Genomic DNA, 18,953 nt, shown 5'->3' on the forward strand with positions numbered 1-18,953 from the left:
CGTATGTGAGCCACCACACCTTCAGACCGGGACACTATGAGCCGAAACGTTGCATCTGCGTTGCATCGGCGCCGATGCGCCGGTCGAGCACCCGGATCTTGGCTTCTATCTGCGCATACAGCGGCGAATCACGATCGACGGTCGACCGATAGGCGGCCCACGCTGCGGCATCGTCGCGACCTTCCGGGCACGACGTCCATCGGCGCAGCACGGCGGCGTCGGGGGCGGCGAGCACGGCGGTCCGCAATCGGACTCGCAGCTCGTCGCGGATGTCGCAAATGCCGGGAGCCGAGGAGCGCGGCAGTACCGGACCCGCGTACAAGTTCAATGCGGATGCGGTATCACCGGAGTCGAGTGCGGCCCGCAGCTCCTCCACATCGGTTGCGACATGGACGCGTAGACGGTATGGGCGCGAACCGACGACCGAGGCCCCGATCACCGACCGCAGCCGCGACATCGCCGCGCGGATCGTGCCGTTGTCCAGATCGGTGTCGTCGAGCAGCAGCGCCAGGTGATCGGCGCCGAGACCTTCGGGATGCTCGGTGAGCAAGAGCAGAATCTCGGCATGGCGCTGCGAGAGCGACATCCGCTCCCCCGCGATGCTCAACTGAGGTTGACCCAGACCCAAGACGTCCAGGCCGAGCTTGGCCTGGCCCGGGTCGTCGCGGTTCGCCGCGGCCGGCACCTTGATGCCGTGACTCGCGCGCATGGCCCGTAGTACCAGGTCCATCTCGGCCGCGGTCGCGGCGGCTTTGACCAAGGCGAGAATTTCAGGCTTGGCCACCCGCATCCCGCCGGCAATCATCAGAACGCCGATCAGACGGCCGTCCGGATCGTGCACGGGGGCCGCGGCGCCGGTGATCTGGTGCATCCGATGCAGGAAATGTTCGGGTCCGTGGATCCAGGTGGCGCGCCCGGTGCGCACCACGAGGCCGACGGCATTGGTGCCGATCCGGCGCTCGCTGAGATCGTCGCCCTCGCGTACGCCGATCTCGGCAGCCGCGGCGACCTGCTCCGGATGCCCGTGCACCGACAGCACCCGACCGAACTGGTCGGCCACGGTCACGATCAATCCGGCCTGCGACGCGTCCTGGACCAGCAGTTTGTCGATCAGCGGCATGAGCGCGGCGATAGGGTGGGCGTCGCGATAACGCTCCAGATCGGCGCCGCGCAGTCCGCGACCGTCGATGACGTCCGTCGGGTCGACACCACCGCGCACACTGCGCAGCCATGATTCGAGAACGAGCGGACGTAGAAGACCGGCCAGCTGGGTAAGCTGTTCACCACCGGCACTGAGAAATCCATGGGCCTGTGCGGCATAGGCTTCCAGAGCTCCGAGCTGAGCGCCCGACTCCGATGCCTGCCGTGGGGGCCTCCCACCTGCAAGATTGCTGACCATTTGCCTTTCTTTCCCGCTACAAACTGTACCGGGCAGATATCGGGCCAACCGCCAGAAGTCTGGGTTTGTCCCGCAGGTCACATCGTGGTATCAATCGCCACTTCGTCACACGACCATGTGGTCTGCTATGGACGCGGCGAGCATCACGGTGGCGGCCTGTGGACCGCGCCGCAACGGGACCGGGACGACCGACAGATCGGCGACCGTCAGTGCCTCGATGCCGTGCACGCGACCCTGTTCGTCGACCACCGCACGCTCGTCGCGCGCGGGGCCCATCCGGCAGGTACCGGAAAGATGTTGCGAAGTCCCCAGGTTGGCGTGCAGCCAGGCGTCGTCGACGGGGCCGATTCGCCGACCGAACAGATCCGCGGTGAGCGCTACTCCGTCGCGAAGGCGGGCGCGGTCTCGTTCGCCGCGCAGATAGCGCTGGTCCACGCGCGCCGGGACGGTGGGATCGGTCGAGACGAGTGTCAGCTCGCCGGACGACTCGGGGTGCATCAGGGCGACCCCCACCCGGCGCAGACCCGGCGTGAACATCTGGGTGTACGGGCGTAGTTCGAGGTCGCCGATTTCGAGAACGTATTCGAGCGGAACCGAGGGCTCGTCAGGCTCACCGTCGGGGAATTCGACGCCGATCTCGGGGTGATCGGAGCACCACGCGCCGACCGGAGCGGGCCGCACGATCGGCACACCGAGTGAGCGCAGCAGCGGTTCGGGGCCGATCCCGGATCTGATCAACAGGGCGGCCGACTCCACCGCACCCGCGCACAACACCGTGTGATCAGCGTAGGTTCGCCCGCGCTCGCGACCACGCGCCCACTCCACACCGATCACCCGGGTACCGCGCAGCAGTAGCCGGGTCACCATGGTGTCGCTGGTGACCGTCAGATTGGGCCGGTCCATCGCTGGATAAAGATGAGTGAAAGCGGGCCCCGATCGGAGGCCGGCCGACACCGTCAACGGCACTCGGCCGAAACCATCGGCGGGGTTCGCACCTGACCGCGTGACGATGTCGGCGAAGTTCGCCGGGTCGACGTCGGGCACTCCGGGGGATCCGAGGATCGGGGGGCGTCGCTGTGGTAAGCAGCCGCGGCTTGTGGCAGGCCTGGATCGCGGCTGTTCGAATCCGTTCGGCGTATTGAGGTCGGGAATTTCGGCGAATCCCGCGACCTCGCACCGTTCCGCGAATTCGGCGCTGAATTCGGTGAAGTCGCGGGTTCGCGAAATCGGGATGGGGCCGCCGGCGCCGTGGCCGGGCGCCCAGCCGAAATCCTTGTCGTCTTCGAGGTCGCAGAAGACGGGAAGGATCGAGTCGAACGACCAGCGTGGACCGGCGACCGCACTCCAGGCGGCGAAGTCGGCGGCGGGTGGGCGGACGAAGTAGCTTCCATTGATCGCACCGGAGCCGCCGATCAGCTTGCCCCGCACCAGGTTTCCCGGGTACCGCCACACCAGCCGGGACTCGGGACCGACCGGAAGATGCCCCGGGTCGAGCAAGGCGAAGGGCAGTTCTCCCACTGTCGGGAACGCCGGTCCGGCTTCGAAGACGCGCACCGAACGCGCCGGATCGGCGCTGAGCCGGGCGGCGAGCACGCAGCCCGCCGACCCGGCTCCGACGATGAGAGTGCTCGTCACGCAGTCGTATTCAGCGGGGCGGCACGCTCGGCTTGAGCGCCTCGAAACTGCGCGCCCGGAGGACGCCGAGCCACAGACCCGTGCCGTAGGCCACGTCGTCGAGACGCTTGTAGGCCACATAACGGACCGGGTCGAGCCCGCCCGAGTCGCGATGGGTGAACCAGTCGGCGAGACCGTCGGCGAGTGCCATCGTGATGGCGATCTTGCGGATCCGGCTCGAGGCGATCACCGCGAGCAGCGTCACCGGCCAATAGTCCCGGCACATCGCCGAAGCCAGTCGCCACATCCCGGCGAAATAGCCGCGCGCGAGGTAGACCGCCGCGATCCGGGTCGGGTTGTCCAGTTCGGTGAAGACCCGGCGCAGGCGAACCAGGGCCATCGCGAGGGTGACGAGTCCGCCGAGCAGACCCCATTTCGACAACGTCGCGAACAGCAGACTGGCCAGCACGGTCCAGGTCGGTACCGACAGCGGCGACACCAGGCCGGAGTGCCGTTTTCCGAGCGGTGCCGCTCCGGTGCCGTAGAACAACTTTCGCCCGAACCAGGCGCGGAAGGCCACCCGGTGATCGTGGGCGACGTGCGCGGCGGGCTCGTAGCGCAGCCGCCAGCCCGCGCGTTCGAGCCGCCAGCACAGGTCGACGTCCTCGGCCACCTGCATCGATTCGTCGAATCCGCCCTCGCCGAGCAGCGCCGCGCGCCTGGCCAGCAGGGCCGCGCTCGGCACATACGACACGATGCCGCGCGCGTGCACCGCCGATTCGCGCCGGCCGAGGTCGAGTGAGGAGCGGGTGTGTTCGTAGCGGGCGAGCGCGTTGGATTCGGAATCGAGGGCCACGATGCGCGGCGCGACCAGCGCGACCTGCGGATCGCTGAAATGTCCGAGCATGACCTCGAGCCACCCGCTGCGCGGCACCACATCGGAGTCGAGGAACGCGACGAAGCCCGTTGTCGCCGCCCGCAATCCGGCATTGCGGGCGGCCGCGGGGCCGAGCGGGCTCTCGTGCCGCAGCACCGTCACCTGACCGCGGCCCGGTCGCGGCGGGATGCGGACCGGCTCGTCGGAGCCGTCGTCGACGACGATCACGTTGTGCCCACGCAGCACCGCCAGCAGACGTAACAGCCCGTCCGCGTTGTTGTAGAGCGGGATGACGACGGTGACGTCGTCGAGGGACGGTTCGAGCCGCGGGCGCGGGTTGGCCACGCCGGAATCGAGCAGTCGGCGGGCGACGATCGCGGACTTGGTGTCGGTCACCTCCAGGTATCCGTCGCCGATCAACTCGGCGGCCTCCGGGGCCAAGCGCAGCATCCGTGCGGGCGATCCTCCGATCAGGATCCGACCCCCGGAAAATGCGCGTACCCGTGGATCGATCCGTACCCCGAAGCCGTCGGGCAGACGATCATGGCGCATTCCTCGCATGCTATGCGCAGTTGGCCCCGCAGACATCATCACCCCACAAAAAAGGACCAAAGTCTGTTCGAAATACCGCTGTGACCGGTTGCCGGACGCGTCAACAAGATCGGCAGCGCACTTCCGGCAACCGGAATCGACTCAACCGAGCGGACTCTCGTTGCACGCCTTGGCCGGTGGCCGCTTCACGGTCAGCGGCAGCGACACCCGGGTTCGGCTGCGAACCGGGCGCGAGTGGTCGACGGCGGGACGCGGAATGGTGCGACCCGGCGCTGTCAATGCCGCTTCACCGTAGCCCTGCACGCATTCGGGATCGGGTCCGTTGGCGGGCAGGCCGGTGAAGAATTTCGCCGCCATGCAGCCACCACGGCAGGAGTCGTAGTGCGAGCACTTCGTGCACGCGCCACCGTCGACCGGTTCGCGCAGTTCGGCGAAGAGCCCCGAGTCGGTCCAGACCGCCTCGAAACCACCGTCGGCGACGATGTTTCCGGCCTTGAAGCGGTCGTGGATGGCGAACGGGCAGGCGTAGACGTCGCCGACCGGATCGACCAGACAGACCACCCGGCCCGCACCGCACATGTTCAAACCCGGTAGGGCCGAGCCGAACGCGGACAGGTGGAAGAACGAGTCGCCGGTGAGGACACCCTCGCCGTTGGCCACGAGCCAGTCGTAGAGCTCGCGCTGCTGCTCGGGCAGCGGGTGCAGGTCGTCCCACACGTCCGCGCCACGGCCCGAGGGGCGAAGGCGGGTGAGTCGCAAGGTGGCGCCGTATTTGTCGGCGATGGCCTTGAACTCGTCGAGCTGGGAGATGTTGTGCCGGGTGGCCACGACCGAGAGCTTCGCGTCCTTGAAACCGGCCGCGGCCAGGTTCGACAGCGCCTTGATCGCGGTGTCGTAGGAGCCGGGGCCGCGCACGGCATCGTTGACCTCGGCATCGGCGCCGTCGAGAGAGATCTGCACGTCGACGTAGTCGCTGGCCGCCAGGCGCGCGGCGACCTCTTCGTTGATGCGAACGCCGTTGGTGGAGAACTTGACCCCCACATTGTGCGCGGTGGCGTAGTCGACCAGTTCCCAGAAGTCCGGGCGCACAGTCGGTTCACCGCCGCCGATGTTGACGTAGAAGATCTGCATGCGCTCGAACTCGTCGATCAGCGCCTTGCACTGCTCGGTGCTCAGTTCGTTCGGGTCGCGGCGGCCCGACGAGGACAGGCAGTGCACGCACGACAGATTGCAGGCGTAGGTGAGTTCCCAGGTGAGACAGATCGGTGCGGCGAGGCCCGATTCGAAACGATCGATCAGCCTGCCGCCCTGGGTGGCGTCACCCGCCGCCAAGGCTGCCGGCGCGGCGGTGACCGGGCCGGGCGATGCCACGATCATGTCGGTGTCGGCCAGCTGCGCGAGTGCCTTGACGTGCGCGTCGGAGGCGTCGATGCCCTTGGCGCGCAGTGCGTCGCGCACGGAGGAGTGCGCGGGCAGCGACCGGACCACGTCGACGAGATCGCGGCTCTTGAGGAACGAGAGCTTGCGGGTCCCGAAGTGGTACAGCAGCGCGCCGAAGGATTCCGGGCGCAACGAGACCCGAGGGTGCAGCGTCCAACGGGTGTCGAGATCGAGCATGGTCAGTACACGCCGCACATGCCGTCGATGCTGACCTCTTCGATCAGCGTCTCGGTGACCAGGTCCTCGTCGGATTCGACGGTCGCAGGCGTGGTGTTCTCAGGCATGACTACCTCCATTGTGTTGCCGGTCACCTCGACCTTAACGTCAGTGACTGCCATAAAGGGCGAAATCGGAAAATCTTTCTCTGAGCACACCCCACCCCCCTCAGCTTCGAACCCCTCTAGACTTCCGGAGGCAGGGACGGGAAAAGGGCCGATGGCCCGGAGGAGGAAGCTTGCGTAACCACGGAGGGGCGGGCAGTGGCGCGAGTTCAACTCTGTCCGAAGCGGAGATCGTCGACGCGGCACTCAAGGTGGTGCGCGAGGACGGGGTCGAAAAGCTCTCGATGCGGCGGCTCTCGCGCGAGCTCGGGGTGTCACCGATGGCGCCGTACTACTACGTGGCCGACAAGCGCGAGCTACTCGATCTGGTCGCCAGCGCCGCGCTGGTCGGGGTGCGCAAGCCCTCGCCCGAGTCCGGTCCGTGGCAGGAGCGCCTGCGCGATCTGATCGATCAGATAGACGATAAACTGCGCACGCATCCCGGCCTGGGCGACATCCTGCTCGAGCAGATGCTCGGCAAGCAGCTCGACCTGATCGAGGCCGTGATGGAGATCCTGTTCGACGCGGGCTTCAGCGACCGCAACGTGCTGGCCGCCTACGCGACCATCCACACCTACCTGTTCGGCCGCAGCAGAGTGAACCCGCGCGACCGTTCCGCGCCGGCCGACGTGCTGCTGCCCGAGGCGGTGGCCCGAGCCACGAAGTACATGCCCGACCTGCGCGGCAAGTACTCCTACGACTTCGGGATGGAGGTGCTGGTCGCCGGACTCGAGGCGCAGCTTGCCCTGCAGGCGCGTCGCGGCCTAGCATGAAACTGAAACACGTTCTAGTTTTGCCCGAGAGGACGACATGACCACAGTCGAGGTTCCGCACGGCTCGCGCTCAGTGGTGCTGCGAGTAGCCGCGGTGATCGCCGAAACGGCCGACACCCACTCCGTGGTCTTCGAGGTGCCCGCCGAACTCCGCGAGCGCTTCGCCTACTCCCCCGGCCAGTTCCTGACGCTGCGCATCCCGAGCGAGCGAACCGGATCGGTCGCCCGCTGCTATTCGCTGGCCAGCTCACCGTTCACCGACGACCTGCCGAAGGTGACCGTCAAGCGCACCGTGGACGGATACGGCTCGAACTGGCTGTGCGACAACCTCGCCGCGGGCGACGAGGTCGAGGTGCTGCCGCCCTCCGGCGTGTTCACGCCCAAGGACCTCGACGAGGACATGCTGCTGTTCGGCGCGGGTAGCGGGATCACGCCGGTGATGTCGATCCTGAAGTCGGCGCTGTCGCAGGGTTCGGGCAAGGTCGTGCTGGTCTACGCCAACCGCGACGCGAACTCGGTGATCTTCGCGGACGAACTCCGCGATCTCGTCGGCAAGCATCCCCAGCGACTCACCGTCATCCACTGGCTCGAACCGCTGCTCGGCCTGCCGACCGCCGACATGCTGGCCACCCTGGTCCGGCCCTACACCGCCTACGAGGCGTTCATGTGCGGGCCGAAGCCGTTCATGGACCTGGTGCACGACGCGCTGGCCTCGCTGGAGATACCGCGGAACCGGACCCATGCCGAGGTGTTCAACTCCCTCGCGGGCGATCCGTTCGCCGACCACGCGCCCGTCGAGGTGTCCGAGGCCGACGCGGCCGACGCGGCGACGGTCGAGGTGGAGCTCGACGGCCAGGTGCACGAGATGTCGTGGCCGCGCAAGCAGACGCTGGTCGACATCATGCTCGACAAGGGCCTCGACGTGCCCTACTCCTGCCAGGAGGGCGAGTGCGGGTCGTGTGCCTGCACCGTGCTGGAAGGCAAAGTGGAGATGGCCAATGCGGAGATCCTGGATCCCGAGGACATCGAGAACGGGTACATCCTCGGCTGCCAGGCGCGGCCGGTGACCGATCGGTTGCGGATCCAGTTCTAGCGCATGGCGCGATAGGTGGCGCGTTGCTCGGGGTCGAGGTGTTCGGTCGCGTAGCTCAACGCGGTGCGGCCCAGTTCGGGTGCGTTCCTGTTCAGGAAATCGGTGAGTGCGGTCTGGTCGACGCGCTTGCCGATTTCGCGCAACATCCACCCCAGCGCCTTCTGGATCAGATCTCGGCGGTCGGTCCGGAGGATCTCGGCGAGTTCCAAGGTGGTGCTCGGGTCGCCCGCCTTGATGAACGCGAACGTCGACAACAGGGCCACTCGGCGCTCCCAGAGCGAATCCTGTTCGGCCAGTTCGAAAAGCAGCGAACGGTCTCTGTCGAGCAACCAGGGGCCGATGATGTTCTCGGCGGAGGCGTCGACCAGATCCCAGTTGTTGACCCGGCCCCGCCGGAGGGCCGCCAGGTAGAGATCGACCATCGCCCGACGGGCCTCGTCGTCGAGGGCACGCGGTTTCGATGCCGCCGCGAAGCGGGCGTTGAGGATGAACAGGGCGGCCAGGCGTTCCTCGTGGAGGGGGCTGTCGAGGAGTTCGTCGATCTGCGACAGCGGCAGTGCGGGGAACTGTTTCGCCACTTTCCTGGTGACGGGGACACGGATGCCGAGGAAGATGTCGCCCTCGCCGTATTCGCCGGGGCCGGTCTTGAAGAAGCGTTGCAGGTGATGCGCGTCAGTGGGGTTCGCCAGGTCGGCGAGGGCCTTGCGCACCTGCGCAGCGGTGGGAAGCTCGGACACACGCACCTCCGGGTCGGCGGATTCCCTCCGCATTCAACACCGGTGCGGTGACATGCCGGCGCAGGCTTGCGCCGCCGCATCGCACCGGTTCGATGTCCTCCTCGATCGAACGGCCACGGGGGCCGATCACGCCGGGCGCGCGCCCAGGAGTCGACCGGACTCGAATGTCGCCGCGCCGGCGGGCAATTCGCCCGGCCGCCCGCTCGTTCGGACGGTGACGGTGCCGGTACCGGTGGCGGGGCGACCGAGTTCGTCCATCTTGCGGACGGTTTGGGCGGCGACTGCCTGGGCGCTGTCGAACAGGCGCACACCGTCGGGCAGGGCCGCGACGATGGCATCGATGACCAGCGGGTAGTGGGTGCAGCCGAGGACCACGCCCTCGACGTCGGCCGGGGTGCGCGCGGCGGAATCGGCGATCGACTCGCGGATCGCCGCGATGTCACCGCGGTCGATCGCGTCGGCCAGACCATGGCAGGCCACCCCCACGACCTTCGCGTCACCGCCGAACCGGGCGATCAGATCGGCTTGGTAGCGACTTGCCGTGGTCGCGGCCGTGGCCCACACTGCTACCGAATTACATTGCGCGGCAGCGGGTTTGATAGCGGGAACCGTGCCGATCACCGGCACCGACGCCCCCACCTCGGCCCGAACATGATCCAGCGCGGTGACACTGGCGGTATTGCACGGCAGCACGATCACCTCGGCCCCCGACTCGACCGCCTGCCGCGCCGCGCCGACGACCCGCTCGACCACCCACGGCTCAGGCTTGGGCCCCCACGGCGCGCCATCGGGGTCGAGTAGCAGCAGCAGATCGACATCGGGCCGCAGCTTGCGCAACCACGCGGCCGTAGGCAACAGGCCGAGGCCGGAATCGATGAGCGCGACGATCACCGCTACACCGTATTACAGGGCGGGGAATCGGCCCCTCGCGACCACAGTCGCACCGGATCTGGCCGCCTCGATCTCGTCGGAACCGACGGCCACGGTGCGTCGCCGTTCCCGACCTCGGCGCAGCTTCCCGGAGCTGCGCCGAGGTCGGGCCGATGCCGGGTCAGCCCGCGGCGGTGAGGAGGTCGGCGATCGGGGTCGCGGTGGCGAGTTTGGCGCGCAGTTTCATCACCTGGGCGGTCAGGCCCGCACCGAGGACGGCGGTGAGGATGCCGTCGCGGGAGTAGTAGGCGAGGAACTTGCGGCCGTCGTCGGTGACCACGGTGACGTCGTCGTCGGGCGAGGGGGTGCCGAGGGCCTGGATCTTGATGTCGTACTGGTCGCTCCAGAAATACGGTACCCGGGCCACGGTGGGCGGTGCGCCGCCGAGGAGGGCGGTGACCAGCAGTTTTGCCTGCTCGCCCGCGCTGGTCCAGTGCTCGACGCGCTTGCGGACGCCGGAGTCGTGCTGCCAGGCGGCGACATCGCCGACCGCCCAGACGGCGTCGGCGGAGGTGCGTCCGACCTCGTCGGCGAGCACGCCACCGCCCGCGGACCTGTCGGCCAGCTCGATACCGGACTCGGCCAGCCAGTCGGTGACGGGGACCGAGCCCACGCCGACCACGACCAGGTCGGCGTCGATGTCGGTGCCGTCGGTGAAGACCGCGCCACGCACCCGGCCCGCATCATCGGCACGCAGGGTGTCGACGCCGACGCCGCAGCGCAGGTCGACGCCTTCGTCGCGGTGCAGACGCGCCACCAGGCCGCCGACCCGCTCGCCGAGGACCGAGGCCAGCGGGGTCGGCTGGGGATCGACGAGGGTGACGTCGACACCGGCGGCGCGGAAGCTGGCGGCGAGTTCGCAGCCGATGAAACCGGCGCCGATGATCAGGGCCCGGTTCGCACCGTCGAGTTCGGCGCGCAGGGATTCGGCGTCCTCGTGGGCACGCAGCACATGCACGCCCCCGACCTGGGGTAGACCGGGCAGCCTGCGGGGACGCAGACCCGTCGCGATGATCAGCTGGTCGTAGGCGATGGTGACGCCGTCGGCCAGGGCGATGGTGCGCGCGGCGGTGTCGACACCGGTGACGGCGGTGCCGAGGCGCAGCTCGATGTTCTTGTCCGCGAAGAACTCCGGCGGGCGAAGGGTGGTGTCGTCGGTCTCGCCGCGCACGAACTGCTTCGACAGCGGCGGACGGTCGTAGGGCGGGCGCGTCTCGTCACCGAGCAGCAGCACCCCGCCCTCGTACCCCGCCCGACGCAGTTCCTCGGCCGTGCGCAAGCCTGCCAGACCCGCTCCGACGATCACGATGGGCGCGCTCATATTGTGTCCTCTCGGCATGCTCGGTCGCTGACCGCTCGTGCCATGTTTCTGCTGTGTCGCGGACCACTACGGCCCCCAGATGTTTGTACCAGTGCGCCCGGTCACCTGTGACACCCACGTCGCAACACAACCGTGCCGCTTCCGATGTCGACCGGGCGGTCAATCAGGAGTAGACCGAGGTCAGAGGTATTTTTCGGCTCAACGAGGAGGCGTTTCCCCATGTTCACCAACAGTCGCGCACAGGACTTTCTCGCCGTTGTGCTCGGCGCATTCACCGCACTGTCGCCCCTGTGGCTCGACACCAACGACAACGCCCGCTGGACGCTCATCGTGCTCGGCGTACTCATCGCCGCGACCGGGCTGATCCAGATGGCCAGGGACGACCTGATCGTCGCGGACTACGCGATGGGCGTATTCGGCGTGCTGCTGTTCATCTCGCCGTGGGCCATGGACTTCACCGCGTACGGCGGCGCGGCCTGGACCGCATGGGTGGTCGGCGTGGTGACGGCGGTGGTGGCGGTCGCCGCGCTGCCTGCCATGAACCAGCGCCTGCACAACATGGCTCCACATCACTGATGCCGGGCCGACGAGTCGGGCGCCGCAACGCGAAACGCGATGGCGACGCCCGGCAACTCATCCTGGATGCCGCCGAAACCCTGTTCGCCGCGCAGGGCTTCGACGCGACACCGACCGCGGCCGTCGCCGCGGCCGCCGACGTGCCGAAAGGACTGGTCTTCTACTACTTCCCCACCAAGAACGCGATCCTGTCCGCGCTCATGCGCGAACGCGTCCCCGAGCACCCGATCGACGACCTCGCCACCGTGGTGAGCCCCGGCGATCCGGCCGCCAGCCTGATCAACCTCGACACCGCGATCAACCTGCGCGACCATCACTCGTCGGTCCTGCGGGTGATCATGTGGCGCGAAGCCGACACCCATCCCGACGTGCGCCGCACCCTGCGCGCCCTGCGCGATCAGCTCCTCGACGTGACCGCTCACGTCCTGCAAGCCAGCACCCCCGCCCCTGTTCGCCCCGCCACCCTGCACGCCTGCGCCGCCGCCTGGGTCTCCGCCATGTTCGCCATCGCCAGCACCGACCGCCTGCACGCCCTCGACGGCCTGCCCGTGCCCACGACCGACGACCTGATGAATGTCGCCCAGGTGGTCGCGGCGGGCATGACCCACCTCGGCTGAAGGCCGGGTCGGTCCGTCAGCCTCGGCTGTCCACCGGGCGTCGTCGACGAGAGGGCGATCCGGTCGGCGCCGCCTCCGCCGCGGTGAGCGCCCCGCCACGGAGAACGCGCAGGGCCACCGAACCGAGGACGCCGTGCAGGACGGCCGCGGTGGCGGCGACGACGTGCAGTCCGCTGACGAAGGCGCTGCGGGCGTCGTCGAGTACGGCGGGGGTGAGTCCGGGCAGGTGCACAGTTTCGCCGAGGGTCGGGGCGAGGCCCGGACCGTGGACGCGGAACAGGACAGCGGCCAGCGAACCGAACAGGGCGATACCGAGCGCGTTGCCGAGTTCGTTGCCGGTCTCGGCCAGCGCGGCCGCCGCGCCCGCCCGTTCGGCCGGCACCGCGGCGACCGCGATCTCGGCGACCACGCTGAACGAGATGCCGTAGCCGATGCCCGCCACCGCCGTCGCGGCGACATACCAGCCGACCCCGCCGCCGGTGCTGGTCGGCAACAGCAGCGACAGCCCGATCGCGATCGTGAAGTGGGCGGTGATCAACGCTGCCGAGCGGCCGATACGGGCCACAACTGCCGGGGTGACGACGGCGGCGACGGTGAGCACGAGCGCGCCGGGAACCGCGAGCAGCGCGGCGTCGGCGATGGACCTGCCGAGCACGGATTGCAGGTAGGTCGCCGCCAGATACGCGGTCGCCGACCAAGCCGCCAGGGGCAGGAATCCGGTGACGATCGCGATGGTGAAGACCCGGTTGCGGAACAGGCTGAAGTCGACGAGCGGGTTGCCGATGAGCCCCTGCCTGCGGGCGAACCATCCGAGCAGCGCCACCCCGATCAGCCCGACAGCCACCGACGAAGTCGCAATACCCTGCGCCGCACCATGTTTCACCGCGTACATGGCTGCCAGCAATCCGGCCGCCGAGGTGATCACGCTCGCCACGTCGATGCGGCCGAGGCCGGTCGCGCGCACCTCACCGAGCAGGATCGGCGCCAGCACCAGGAACACCAGCACCACGGGCACATTGATCAGCAGCACCGACCCCCACCAGAACCGGGTCAGCAGCTGACCGGCGACGATCGGGCCGATCGCGAAACCCGCGGCGAAGGTCGCGGCGAAGATGCCGATGGCCTGCGCGCGGCGGCGCGGGTCGGTGAACAGCGTGCCGAGTACGGCGAGCGCCGACGGCAACAGCGTCGCACCGGCCACGCCCATCAGCACGCGGAAGGCGATCAGCAGTTCGGGGCTCGTGGCGAAGGCCGCCCCCACCGAGCCGAGGCCGAACATCGCCGCGCCGATCATCAGCAGGCGTTTGCGGCCGTACCGGTCGCCGAGGGTGCCGAACGCGATCAGCAGGGAGCCGACCGCGAAGCCATAACTGTCCAGGATCCAGAGAGATTCGTCGGCCGAGGGCGACAGCGCGTCGGTGATGGCCGGCATGGCCAGGAACAGCACCGAGCCGTCCATGGCGACGAGCAGTACGGGGCCGAGCACCACCAGCAGACCCAGCCACGACCGCAGCTCGATATCGATTCGATTCATGTCCCCCACCCTGCGATCGCGGGCGAGCGGCAACCAGACCCCTGACGTGGGTACACCCGGCCGGGATAGGCAGGACAACCCGGTGGTGCCTACGATCGGAACGATGGAGTTGGAAAGCCTCGGAACGTTCCTCAAGTCCCGCCGCGACCGAACCACCCCCGAACGGATCGGCCTACGCACCTTCGGCGTCACCCGCCGCGTCCCCGGCCTGCGCCGCGAAGAACTCGCTCAGCTCGCCGGAGTCAGCGCCGGTTACTACACGCGCCTCGAACAAGATCAGGCCGGGACCGTTTCCGCGCAGGTCATCGACGCCATCGCCCGGGTACTGCGGCTCGACCCCGCCGAAACCGCCCACCTGCACAACCTCGCAGGCCAACCGGCCGTCCCGCACCTGGTCCGGGCCGAACCGGAACAACCACACCCGCGGGTTCTCACGCTGCTCGCCTCACTCGGCGACACCATGCCCGCTGTCGTGCTCGGACGCCGTGGCGATGTGCTCGCCTGGAATCACGCCGGGCACGCGCTCGTCGGCGAGCACCTCGACTTCACCGCGCCCGGCGACCCCGCCCGGCGTCCGTCGATTCCGCGACTGTTCTTCCTCGATCCGCTTTCCAGGGATCTGTACCGCAACTGGGACGAGCTCGCCCGCATTCACGTGGGCTACCTGCGGCTGACCGCGGGACGGTATCCCACCGACGCGCGTCTGGCCGAACTGATCGGCGAACTCGCCATGCGCAGTACGACTTTCGCGACACTGTGGGCCGGGGCGGAGGTCGCCGACTGCACCGTCGGGCCGATGGATCTGCGTCATCCGACGGTGGGGCGCGTGGATGTCGACTATCAGGTGTGGTTGCAGCCCGACAGTCCCGACCACCGGCTCGAGGTCTACACCGCGCGCGATGAGAGTTCGGCGGACGCGCTGCGCCTGCTGACTACCGGATCCAGCAGGGCGCGCGAACTTCCGGCGATGGCCGACTCCGAGACCTCGGGCGAAACCCGCACCTAGGCCGGCGAACCGGTGACGCCGCACCCGCGACGCCACCGGTTTCGATCAGCTACCCGCGATGATCGACTCGGCCGCACCCGGCGGGACCGGGGCGTAGGAGTCGAACACCATCGAGTAGTTCGCTCGGCCACGGGTTTTCGAGCGTAGGTCCCCGATGTAGCCGAACATCTCCTGGAGCGGGGTCAGCGCGCGGATGATGTGCGCGCCGCCCCGTTCCGTGAGGTCGGTGACCCGGCCACGACGGGCATTGAGGTCACCGATCACCTCGCCGACGTACTCCTCCGGCGTCACGACCTCCACGGCCATCACCGGTTCGAGCAGGACCGGCTTCGCTCGCGCGAGCGCCGCGCGTACCGCCGCCGCTCCCGCGAGACGGAACGCCAGTTCCGAGGAATCCTGCACGTGGGCGGCGCCGTCGAGCAGCGTCACCTTCACGTTCACCAGGGGGAAGCCGGCGAGTGTGCCGACGCGCAGCGCGTCCTGCGCGCCCGCGTCGACCGCGGGGATGTACTCCCGCGGTACGCGCCCGCCGGTGACCCGGCTCTCGAATTCGTAGATCGCGTCGTCCTCGGCCACGTGTGGTTCCAGTGCGATCACCACCTTGGCGAACTGCCCGTGCCCACCCTGTTGCTTGCGGTGGGTGTATTCGAACAGATCGACTGCCGCGGTGATGGTTTCGCGATAGGCCACCCGTGGGGCGCCGATGTCGGCGTCGACCCGGAACTCCCGTTTCATCCGGTCGACCAGGATCTCCAGGTGCAACTCACCCATGCCGCCGATGACCGTTTGACCGGTCTCGGTGTCGACGTGCACGGTGAACGTCGGGTCCTCGTCGGCCAGACGAGCCAGGGCGGTGCCCAGCTTGTCCTGGTCGGCGCGGGTCCTCGGTTCGATCGAGACGGCGAGTACCGGGTCGGGGAAGGTCATCGACTCCAGGACGACCGGGGCTGCCCGATCGCACAGGGTGTCGCCGGTTCCCGTCGCCTTCAGGCCGATCACGGCACAGATCTGCCCGGCCTGCACTCGCTCGACGGCGATCTCGGTGCTCGAATGCATCTGGAACAGCTTGCCGAGACGCTCCTTTCGTCCATTGGTCGAATTCAGCACGGTCGCACCGGGTTCGGCGGTACCGGAGTACACCCGCAGGTAGACGAGCTTGCCGAAGAACGGGTGCAGCGCGACCTTGAACGCCAGGGCCGCGAACGGCTCGGCGACATCGGGCGCGCGGTGGATGTGCTCACCCTCCGGGGAGAATCCGTGCACCGCAACGACATCCAGTGGCGACGGCAGGTAGTCGACGACGGCGTCCAGCAGCGGCTGCACGCCGATGTTGGCCAGCGCCGAGCCGCACAGGACCGGGTAGGCCTGTCCGTCGATCGTCAGCCGCCGGATGGCGGCCTTCAGGACGTCGACGGTGATCGGCTTGCCCGCGAGGTAGCGCTCCAGCACGTCCTCGTCGGCCTCGGCGACCGCCGCCTCCAGCGCATCACGATGCTGGAACGCTGTGGTACGCAAGTCTTCCGGAATCGCGACCGTCTCGAAGCGAGCACCGCTGTCGGTGTCTCCACGCCACACCTCGGCGGTCATCTCGACCAGGTCGATGATGCCTTCGAACTCGCGTTCGGAGCCGATCGGCAACTGAATCACCAACGGGCGCACCCGCAGTCGCTGCGCGATGGTCCGCACGGTGAACGCGAAATCGGCACCGAGCTTGTCCATCTTGTTCACGAAACAGATCCGCGGGACGCCGTACTTGTCGGCCTGCCGCCACACCTGCTCCGACTGCGGTTCCACGCCCTCCTTGGCGTCGAACACCGCGATCGCACCGTCGAGCACCCGCAGCGAACGCTCCACCTCGACGGTGAAATCGACGTGGCCGGGGGTGTCGAGGATGGTGATCTGGTGCTCGTTCCACCAGCAGGTGGTCGCCGCCGCCGCGATCGTGATGCCGTGTTCGCGCTCCTGGATCATCCGGTCCATCACCGCGGTGCCGTCGTGCACCTCGCCGAGCGTCCGGGTGACACCGGTGTAGAACAGCACCCGTTCGGTGGTCGTGGTCTTACCCGCGTCGATGTGGGCGGCGATGCCGATATTGCGTAGTCGGGCGAGATCGATTCTGGTCATGGGAATCCCCCAGGCTGGTTCGGTCGATGAGTCGACGCTCGCCAGTTGTGCGTTCCTGGGACGGCACGGGCGTCGGATCACGCGGCGCCGCACCGGCGCCGAAGGACCCGATGCGAGCTAGAACCGCGACTGCGGACGTGCTGTAACCATGCGACAAGTTCTACGCGCCCGATCGCGCGCTGTCGACGGGATTTCGGCCGTCGGGCATAAACGCGCGGCCACCACGGTTCGTCACAACGAGCAGCCCCGCCACCCCCAAGGAGCCAACCGGTGCCCGAACTCGACCTGCACGCCCTCATCGCCGACTCCCGCATCGGCATCCTCGCCACCATCAAATCCGACGGCCGCCCCCAGCTCTCCCCCGTCACCCCGTACTACGACCGTGCCGCGAGCATCATCTACGTCTCCATGACCGAGGGCCGCGCCAAAACGATCAACCTCCGTCGCGATCCGCGCGCCGCGCTCGAGGTCACCAGCGCCGACGGCTGGTCGTGGGCCACCGCCGAGGGCACCGCCACCTTGACCGGACCAGGCACGGACCCGAACGGCCCGGAAGTGGAGGCCTTGGTCGACTACTACCGCGCGGCCGCAGGCGAACACCCCGACTGGACCGAGTACCGCGAGGTCATGGTCTCGGACCGCCGCGTACTCATGGCCCTGTCCGTCGAGCACGTCTACGGCGCCAAGATTCGCTGAGTCAGCTTGTTGCCGACAGGAATTCGGTGACGTCCGGAGCGAACCGGGCGTGTTTGATCGCCCCGAGGTGGTCGGTCGCGGGGTAGACGATCAAGCGGGAATCAGGAATGCCGTCCGCGGTGTAGCGGAAAGAGGATTGGTCGTAGAACTCGTCGCGGTCGCCCGCGACGACCAGCGTGGGGTTCGTGATGTCGGCGAGACGGCCGGTGAGATCGAAGGCATCCTCGGCGTGCACGAAGGCGAGGGTGTCGGCTGGGTTCTTCGGGCGCAACAGCGGGTCCGCCAGCCAGGCCGCGGCACCGACGAGCCGGGCCTTCAGCGGCGATTCGATGCCCTGGGTCACCATGTGGTGCAGCGACCGTTTGCCCGCCGCGGCGGCCTCCGCGTACTTCATCTGCGACGCCCGCGCGGACTGATCGAGACGGTAGGCGGAGGAAGCGATCACCAATCGGCGCACCACCGAGGGGTGGTCGGCGGCGAGTTGCAGCGCCACCGAGCCGCCCGACGAAATGCCGAGAACGTCTACGGGAGCACCGAATTCGGCGTGCAGGGCTTGCGCGTGCTCCCGCGCGATATCGCCCATCGAGGTACCGGCCGCCATCCCCGGCGCGCGATTGACCGCGTACACCCGAAAGTTCCTGGCCAGCGGCGCCATTGTCTTGATCTCACTCGACCGCAGCCAGCCACGCGGATTGGCGTGGTCGGGCATGAACCACCGCAAGAACACCAGCGGACGCCCCGACCCGAACGCGAGATAAGGCATCCCGTGCTCGAGCACTCCCTCGCTGACAGCCAATTCCCGTTCCAGTGCGGCACTACCCACGACGTCTCCGATCCTCCCGAATGCGACAGCTTCCCGAACGCTACCGAGCACCCCCGACAACCGCGATGACCTGCGAGGTCATTCCGAACACCGGCTCGGCGAGCCACACCCCGCCGGAACCGACCGTACGCTGGTGACGGATATACCACTACTGGGTAGGGAGTACCGATGGCACAAGAATCGTTGGCACGCAGAGGCGTTCGTGGTTTCAACACCGCCGTGGTGGCTCTGACCGAGGTCCCCGTGCTCGGCAAGCTACTGGGTAAGTCGTTCGCACAGATCAGCTACGTGGGCCGCCGATCCGGCCGCACCTTCAGCACCCCGGGAACTACCGCCGCTCCGGAACCGACTACGTCATCGGCGTAGCCCTGCCGGACAAGAAGCAGTGGTGGCGCAACTTCCTCGGCGAGGGAGCCCCCGTCACCCTTCGCATCGACGGCACCGACCACCCCGGTCACGCCGTAGCCCACCGCGACGAGCGCGGCCGGGTAACCGTCCGCGTCACTCCGGCATGATCGGCG

17 protein-coding genes and 1 pseudogene are annotated in these 18,953 nt (G+C 68.3%); 7 read left to right on the forward strand and 11 right to left on the reverse strand.

The features are described from left to right. Window positions 1–34 precede the first annotated feature (34 nt). From ACFWFP_RS23725 to mftA, 5 genes are all read right to left on the reverse strand, one after another. Window positions 35–1,399 (reverse strand): GAF domain-containing protein, encoded by a 1,365-nt coding sequence (locus ACFWFP_RS23725; protein WP_379298439.1) that lies wholly within the window; start codon window positions 1,397–1,399, stop codon window positions 35–37. A gap of 105 nt (window positions 1,400–1,504) precedes the next feature. Continuing rightward, complete coding sequence (locus tag ACFWFP_RS23730) at window positions 1,505–3,034, reverse strand: GMC family oxidoreductase N-terminal domain-containing protein (RefSeq protein WP_379298441.1); 1,530 nt, start codon at window positions 3,032–3,034, stop codon at window positions 1,505–1,507. A gap of 10 nt (window positions 3,035–3,044) precedes the next feature. Beyond that, entirely contained in the window at window positions 3,045–4,442 is a 1,398-nt protein-coding gene (mftF, locus tag ACFWFP_RS23735; protein ID WP_379298443.1) for a mycofactocin biosynthesis glycosyltransferase MftF, read from the reverse strand. 141 nt (window positions 4,443–4,583) lie between these two features. Continuing rightward, window positions 4,584–6,059, reverse strand: coding sequence for a mycofactocin radical SAM maturase (gene mftC / locus ACFWFP_RS23740; protein ID WP_379298895.1), 1,476 nt, complete (start codon window positions 6,057–6,059; stop codon window positions 4,584–4,586). 2 nt (window positions 6,060–6,061) lie between these two features. Continuing rightward, window positions 6,062–6,166 carry a mycofactocin precursor MftA gene (gene mftA, locus ACFWFP_RS23745; RefSeq protein WP_101468422.1) on the reverse strand — a complete coding sequence of 35 codons (105 nt, stop codon included), beginning with the start codon at window positions 6,164–6,166 and terminating at the stop codon, window positions 6,062–6,064. A gap of 170 nt (window positions 6,167–6,336) precedes the next feature. Here mftA and mftR2 point away from each other — a divergent pair, with 170 nt between their 5' ends. Then, the gene (gene mftR2 / locus ACFWFP_RS23750; RefSeq protein WP_379298445.1) at window positions 6,337–6,975 is read left to right on the forward strand and encodes a mycofactocin system transcriptional regulator MftR2; all 639 of its coding nucleotides are present in this window, start codon (window positions 6,337–6,339) and stop codon (window positions 6,973–6,975) included. Between the two features lie 37 nt (window positions 6,976–7,012). Continuing rightward, entirely contained in the window at window positions 7,013–8,068 is a 1,056-nt protein-coding gene (locus ACFWFP_RS23755; protein ID WP_379298447.1) for a 2Fe-2S iron-sulfur cluster-binding protein, read from the forward strand. On the opposite strand, the gene ACFWFP_RS23760 is transcribed toward ACFWFP_RS23755, so the two are convergent. The 3 genes from ACFWFP_RS23760 to ACFWFP_RS23770 all read right to left on the reverse strand — a co-directional run bounded on the left by ACFWFP_RS23760 (window position 8,065) and on the right by ACFWFP_RS23770 (window position 11,056). Further along, window positions 8,065–8,805: a DNA alkylation repair protein gene (locus tag ACFWFP_RS23760; protein WP_379298449.1), complete on the reverse strand. Its 741-nt coding sequence runs from the start codon at window positions 8,803–8,805 to the stop codon at window positions 8,065–8,067. The two genes, ACFWFP_RS23755 and ACFWFP_RS23760, sit on opposite strands and share 4 nt — an antisense overlap. Before the next feature lie 126 nt (window positions 8,806–8,931). Beyond that, entirely contained in the window at window positions 8,932–9,696 is a 765-nt protein-coding gene (locus ACFWFP_RS23765; RefSeq protein ID WP_379298451.1) for a glutamate racemase, read from the reverse strand. A 160-nt stretch (window positions 9,697–9,856) separates the two neighbouring features. Continuing rightward, window positions 9,857–11,056 (reverse strand): NAD(P)/FAD-dependent oxidoreductase, encoded by a 1,200-nt coding sequence (locus ACFWFP_RS23770; RefSeq protein ID WP_379298453.1) that lies wholly within the window; start codon window positions 11,054–11,056, stop codon window positions 9,857–9,859. Between the two features lie 219 nt (window positions 11,057–11,275). Here ACFWFP_RS23770 and ACFWFP_RS23775 point away from each other — a divergent pair, with 219 nt between their 5' ends. Then, entirely contained in the window at window positions 11,276–11,632 is a 357-nt protein-coding gene (locus ACFWFP_RS23775) for an SPW repeat protein (RefSeq protein ID WP_379298455.1), read from the forward strand. After that, window positions 11,632–12,249 (forward strand): TetR/AcrR family transcriptional regulator, encoded by a 618-nt coding sequence (locus ACFWFP_RS23780; RefSeq protein WP_379298457.1) that lies wholly within the window; start codon window positions 11,632–11,634, stop codon window positions 12,247–12,249. Before ACFWFP_RS23775 ends, ACFWFP_RS23780 begins: the two co-directional genes overlap by 1 nt. A 16-nt stretch (window positions 12,250–12,265) precedes the next feature. Here the strand turns inward: ACFWFP_RS23780 and ACFWFP_RS23785 are convergent, their stop codons facing one another. After that, window positions 12,266–13,783 carry an MFS transporter gene (locus tag ACFWFP_RS23785; protein ID WP_379298459.1) on the reverse strand — a complete coding sequence of 506 codons (1,518 nt, stop codon included), beginning with the start codon at window positions 13,781–13,783 and terminating at the stop codon, window positions 12,266–12,268. 103 nt (window positions 13,784–13,886) lie between these two features. Between ACFWFP_RS23785 and ACFWFP_RS23790 the strand changes: the two genes are divergently transcribed. Beyond that, a complete protein-coding gene (locus ACFWFP_RS23790) occupies window positions 13,887–14,789 on the forward strand; it encodes a helix-turn-helix transcriptional regulator (protein ID WP_379298461.1) in 903 nt (300 codons plus the stop codon). Between the two features lie 45 nt (window positions 14,790–14,834). On the opposite strand, the gene fusA is transcribed toward ACFWFP_RS23790, so the two are convergent. Further along, complete coding sequence (fusA, locus tag ACFWFP_RS23795) at window positions 14,835–16,913, reverse strand: elongation factor G (protein ID WP_379298463.1); 2,079 nt, start codon at window positions 16,911–16,913, stop codon at window positions 14,835–14,837. 270 nt (window positions 16,914–17,183) lie between these two features. Here fusA and ACFWFP_RS23800 point away from each other — a divergent pair, with 270 nt between their 5' ends. Further along, complete coding sequence (locus ACFWFP_RS23800) at window positions 17,184–17,609, forward strand: PPOX class F420-dependent oxidoreductase (RefSeq protein ID WP_379298465.1); 426 nt, start codon at window positions 17,184–17,186, stop codon at window positions 17,607–17,609. A 1-nt stretch (window position 17,610) separates the two neighbouring features. On the opposite strand, the gene ACFWFP_RS23805 is transcribed toward ACFWFP_RS23800, so the two are convergent. Next, complete coding sequence (locus tag ACFWFP_RS23805; protein ID WP_379298467.1) at window positions 17,611–18,432, reverse strand: alpha/beta fold hydrolase; 822 nt, start codon at window positions 18,430–18,432, stop codon at window positions 17,611–17,613. Between the two features lie 168 nt (window positions 18,433–18,600). On the opposite strand from ACFWFP_RS23805, the pseudogene ACFWFP_RS23810 reads away from it, so the two are divergent. Further along, window positions 18,601–18,947 (forward strand): annotated as a pseudogene (locus ACFWFP_RS23810) (hypothetical protein). Window positions 18,948–18,953: the final 6 nt, after the last annotated feature.

Origin of the sequence: Nocardia sp. NPDC060249 (assembly GCF_042728755.1) — a bacterium.
Taxonomy (GTDB): domain Bacteria; phylum Actinomycetota; class Actinomycetes; order Mycobacteriales; family Mycobacteriaceae; genus Nocardia.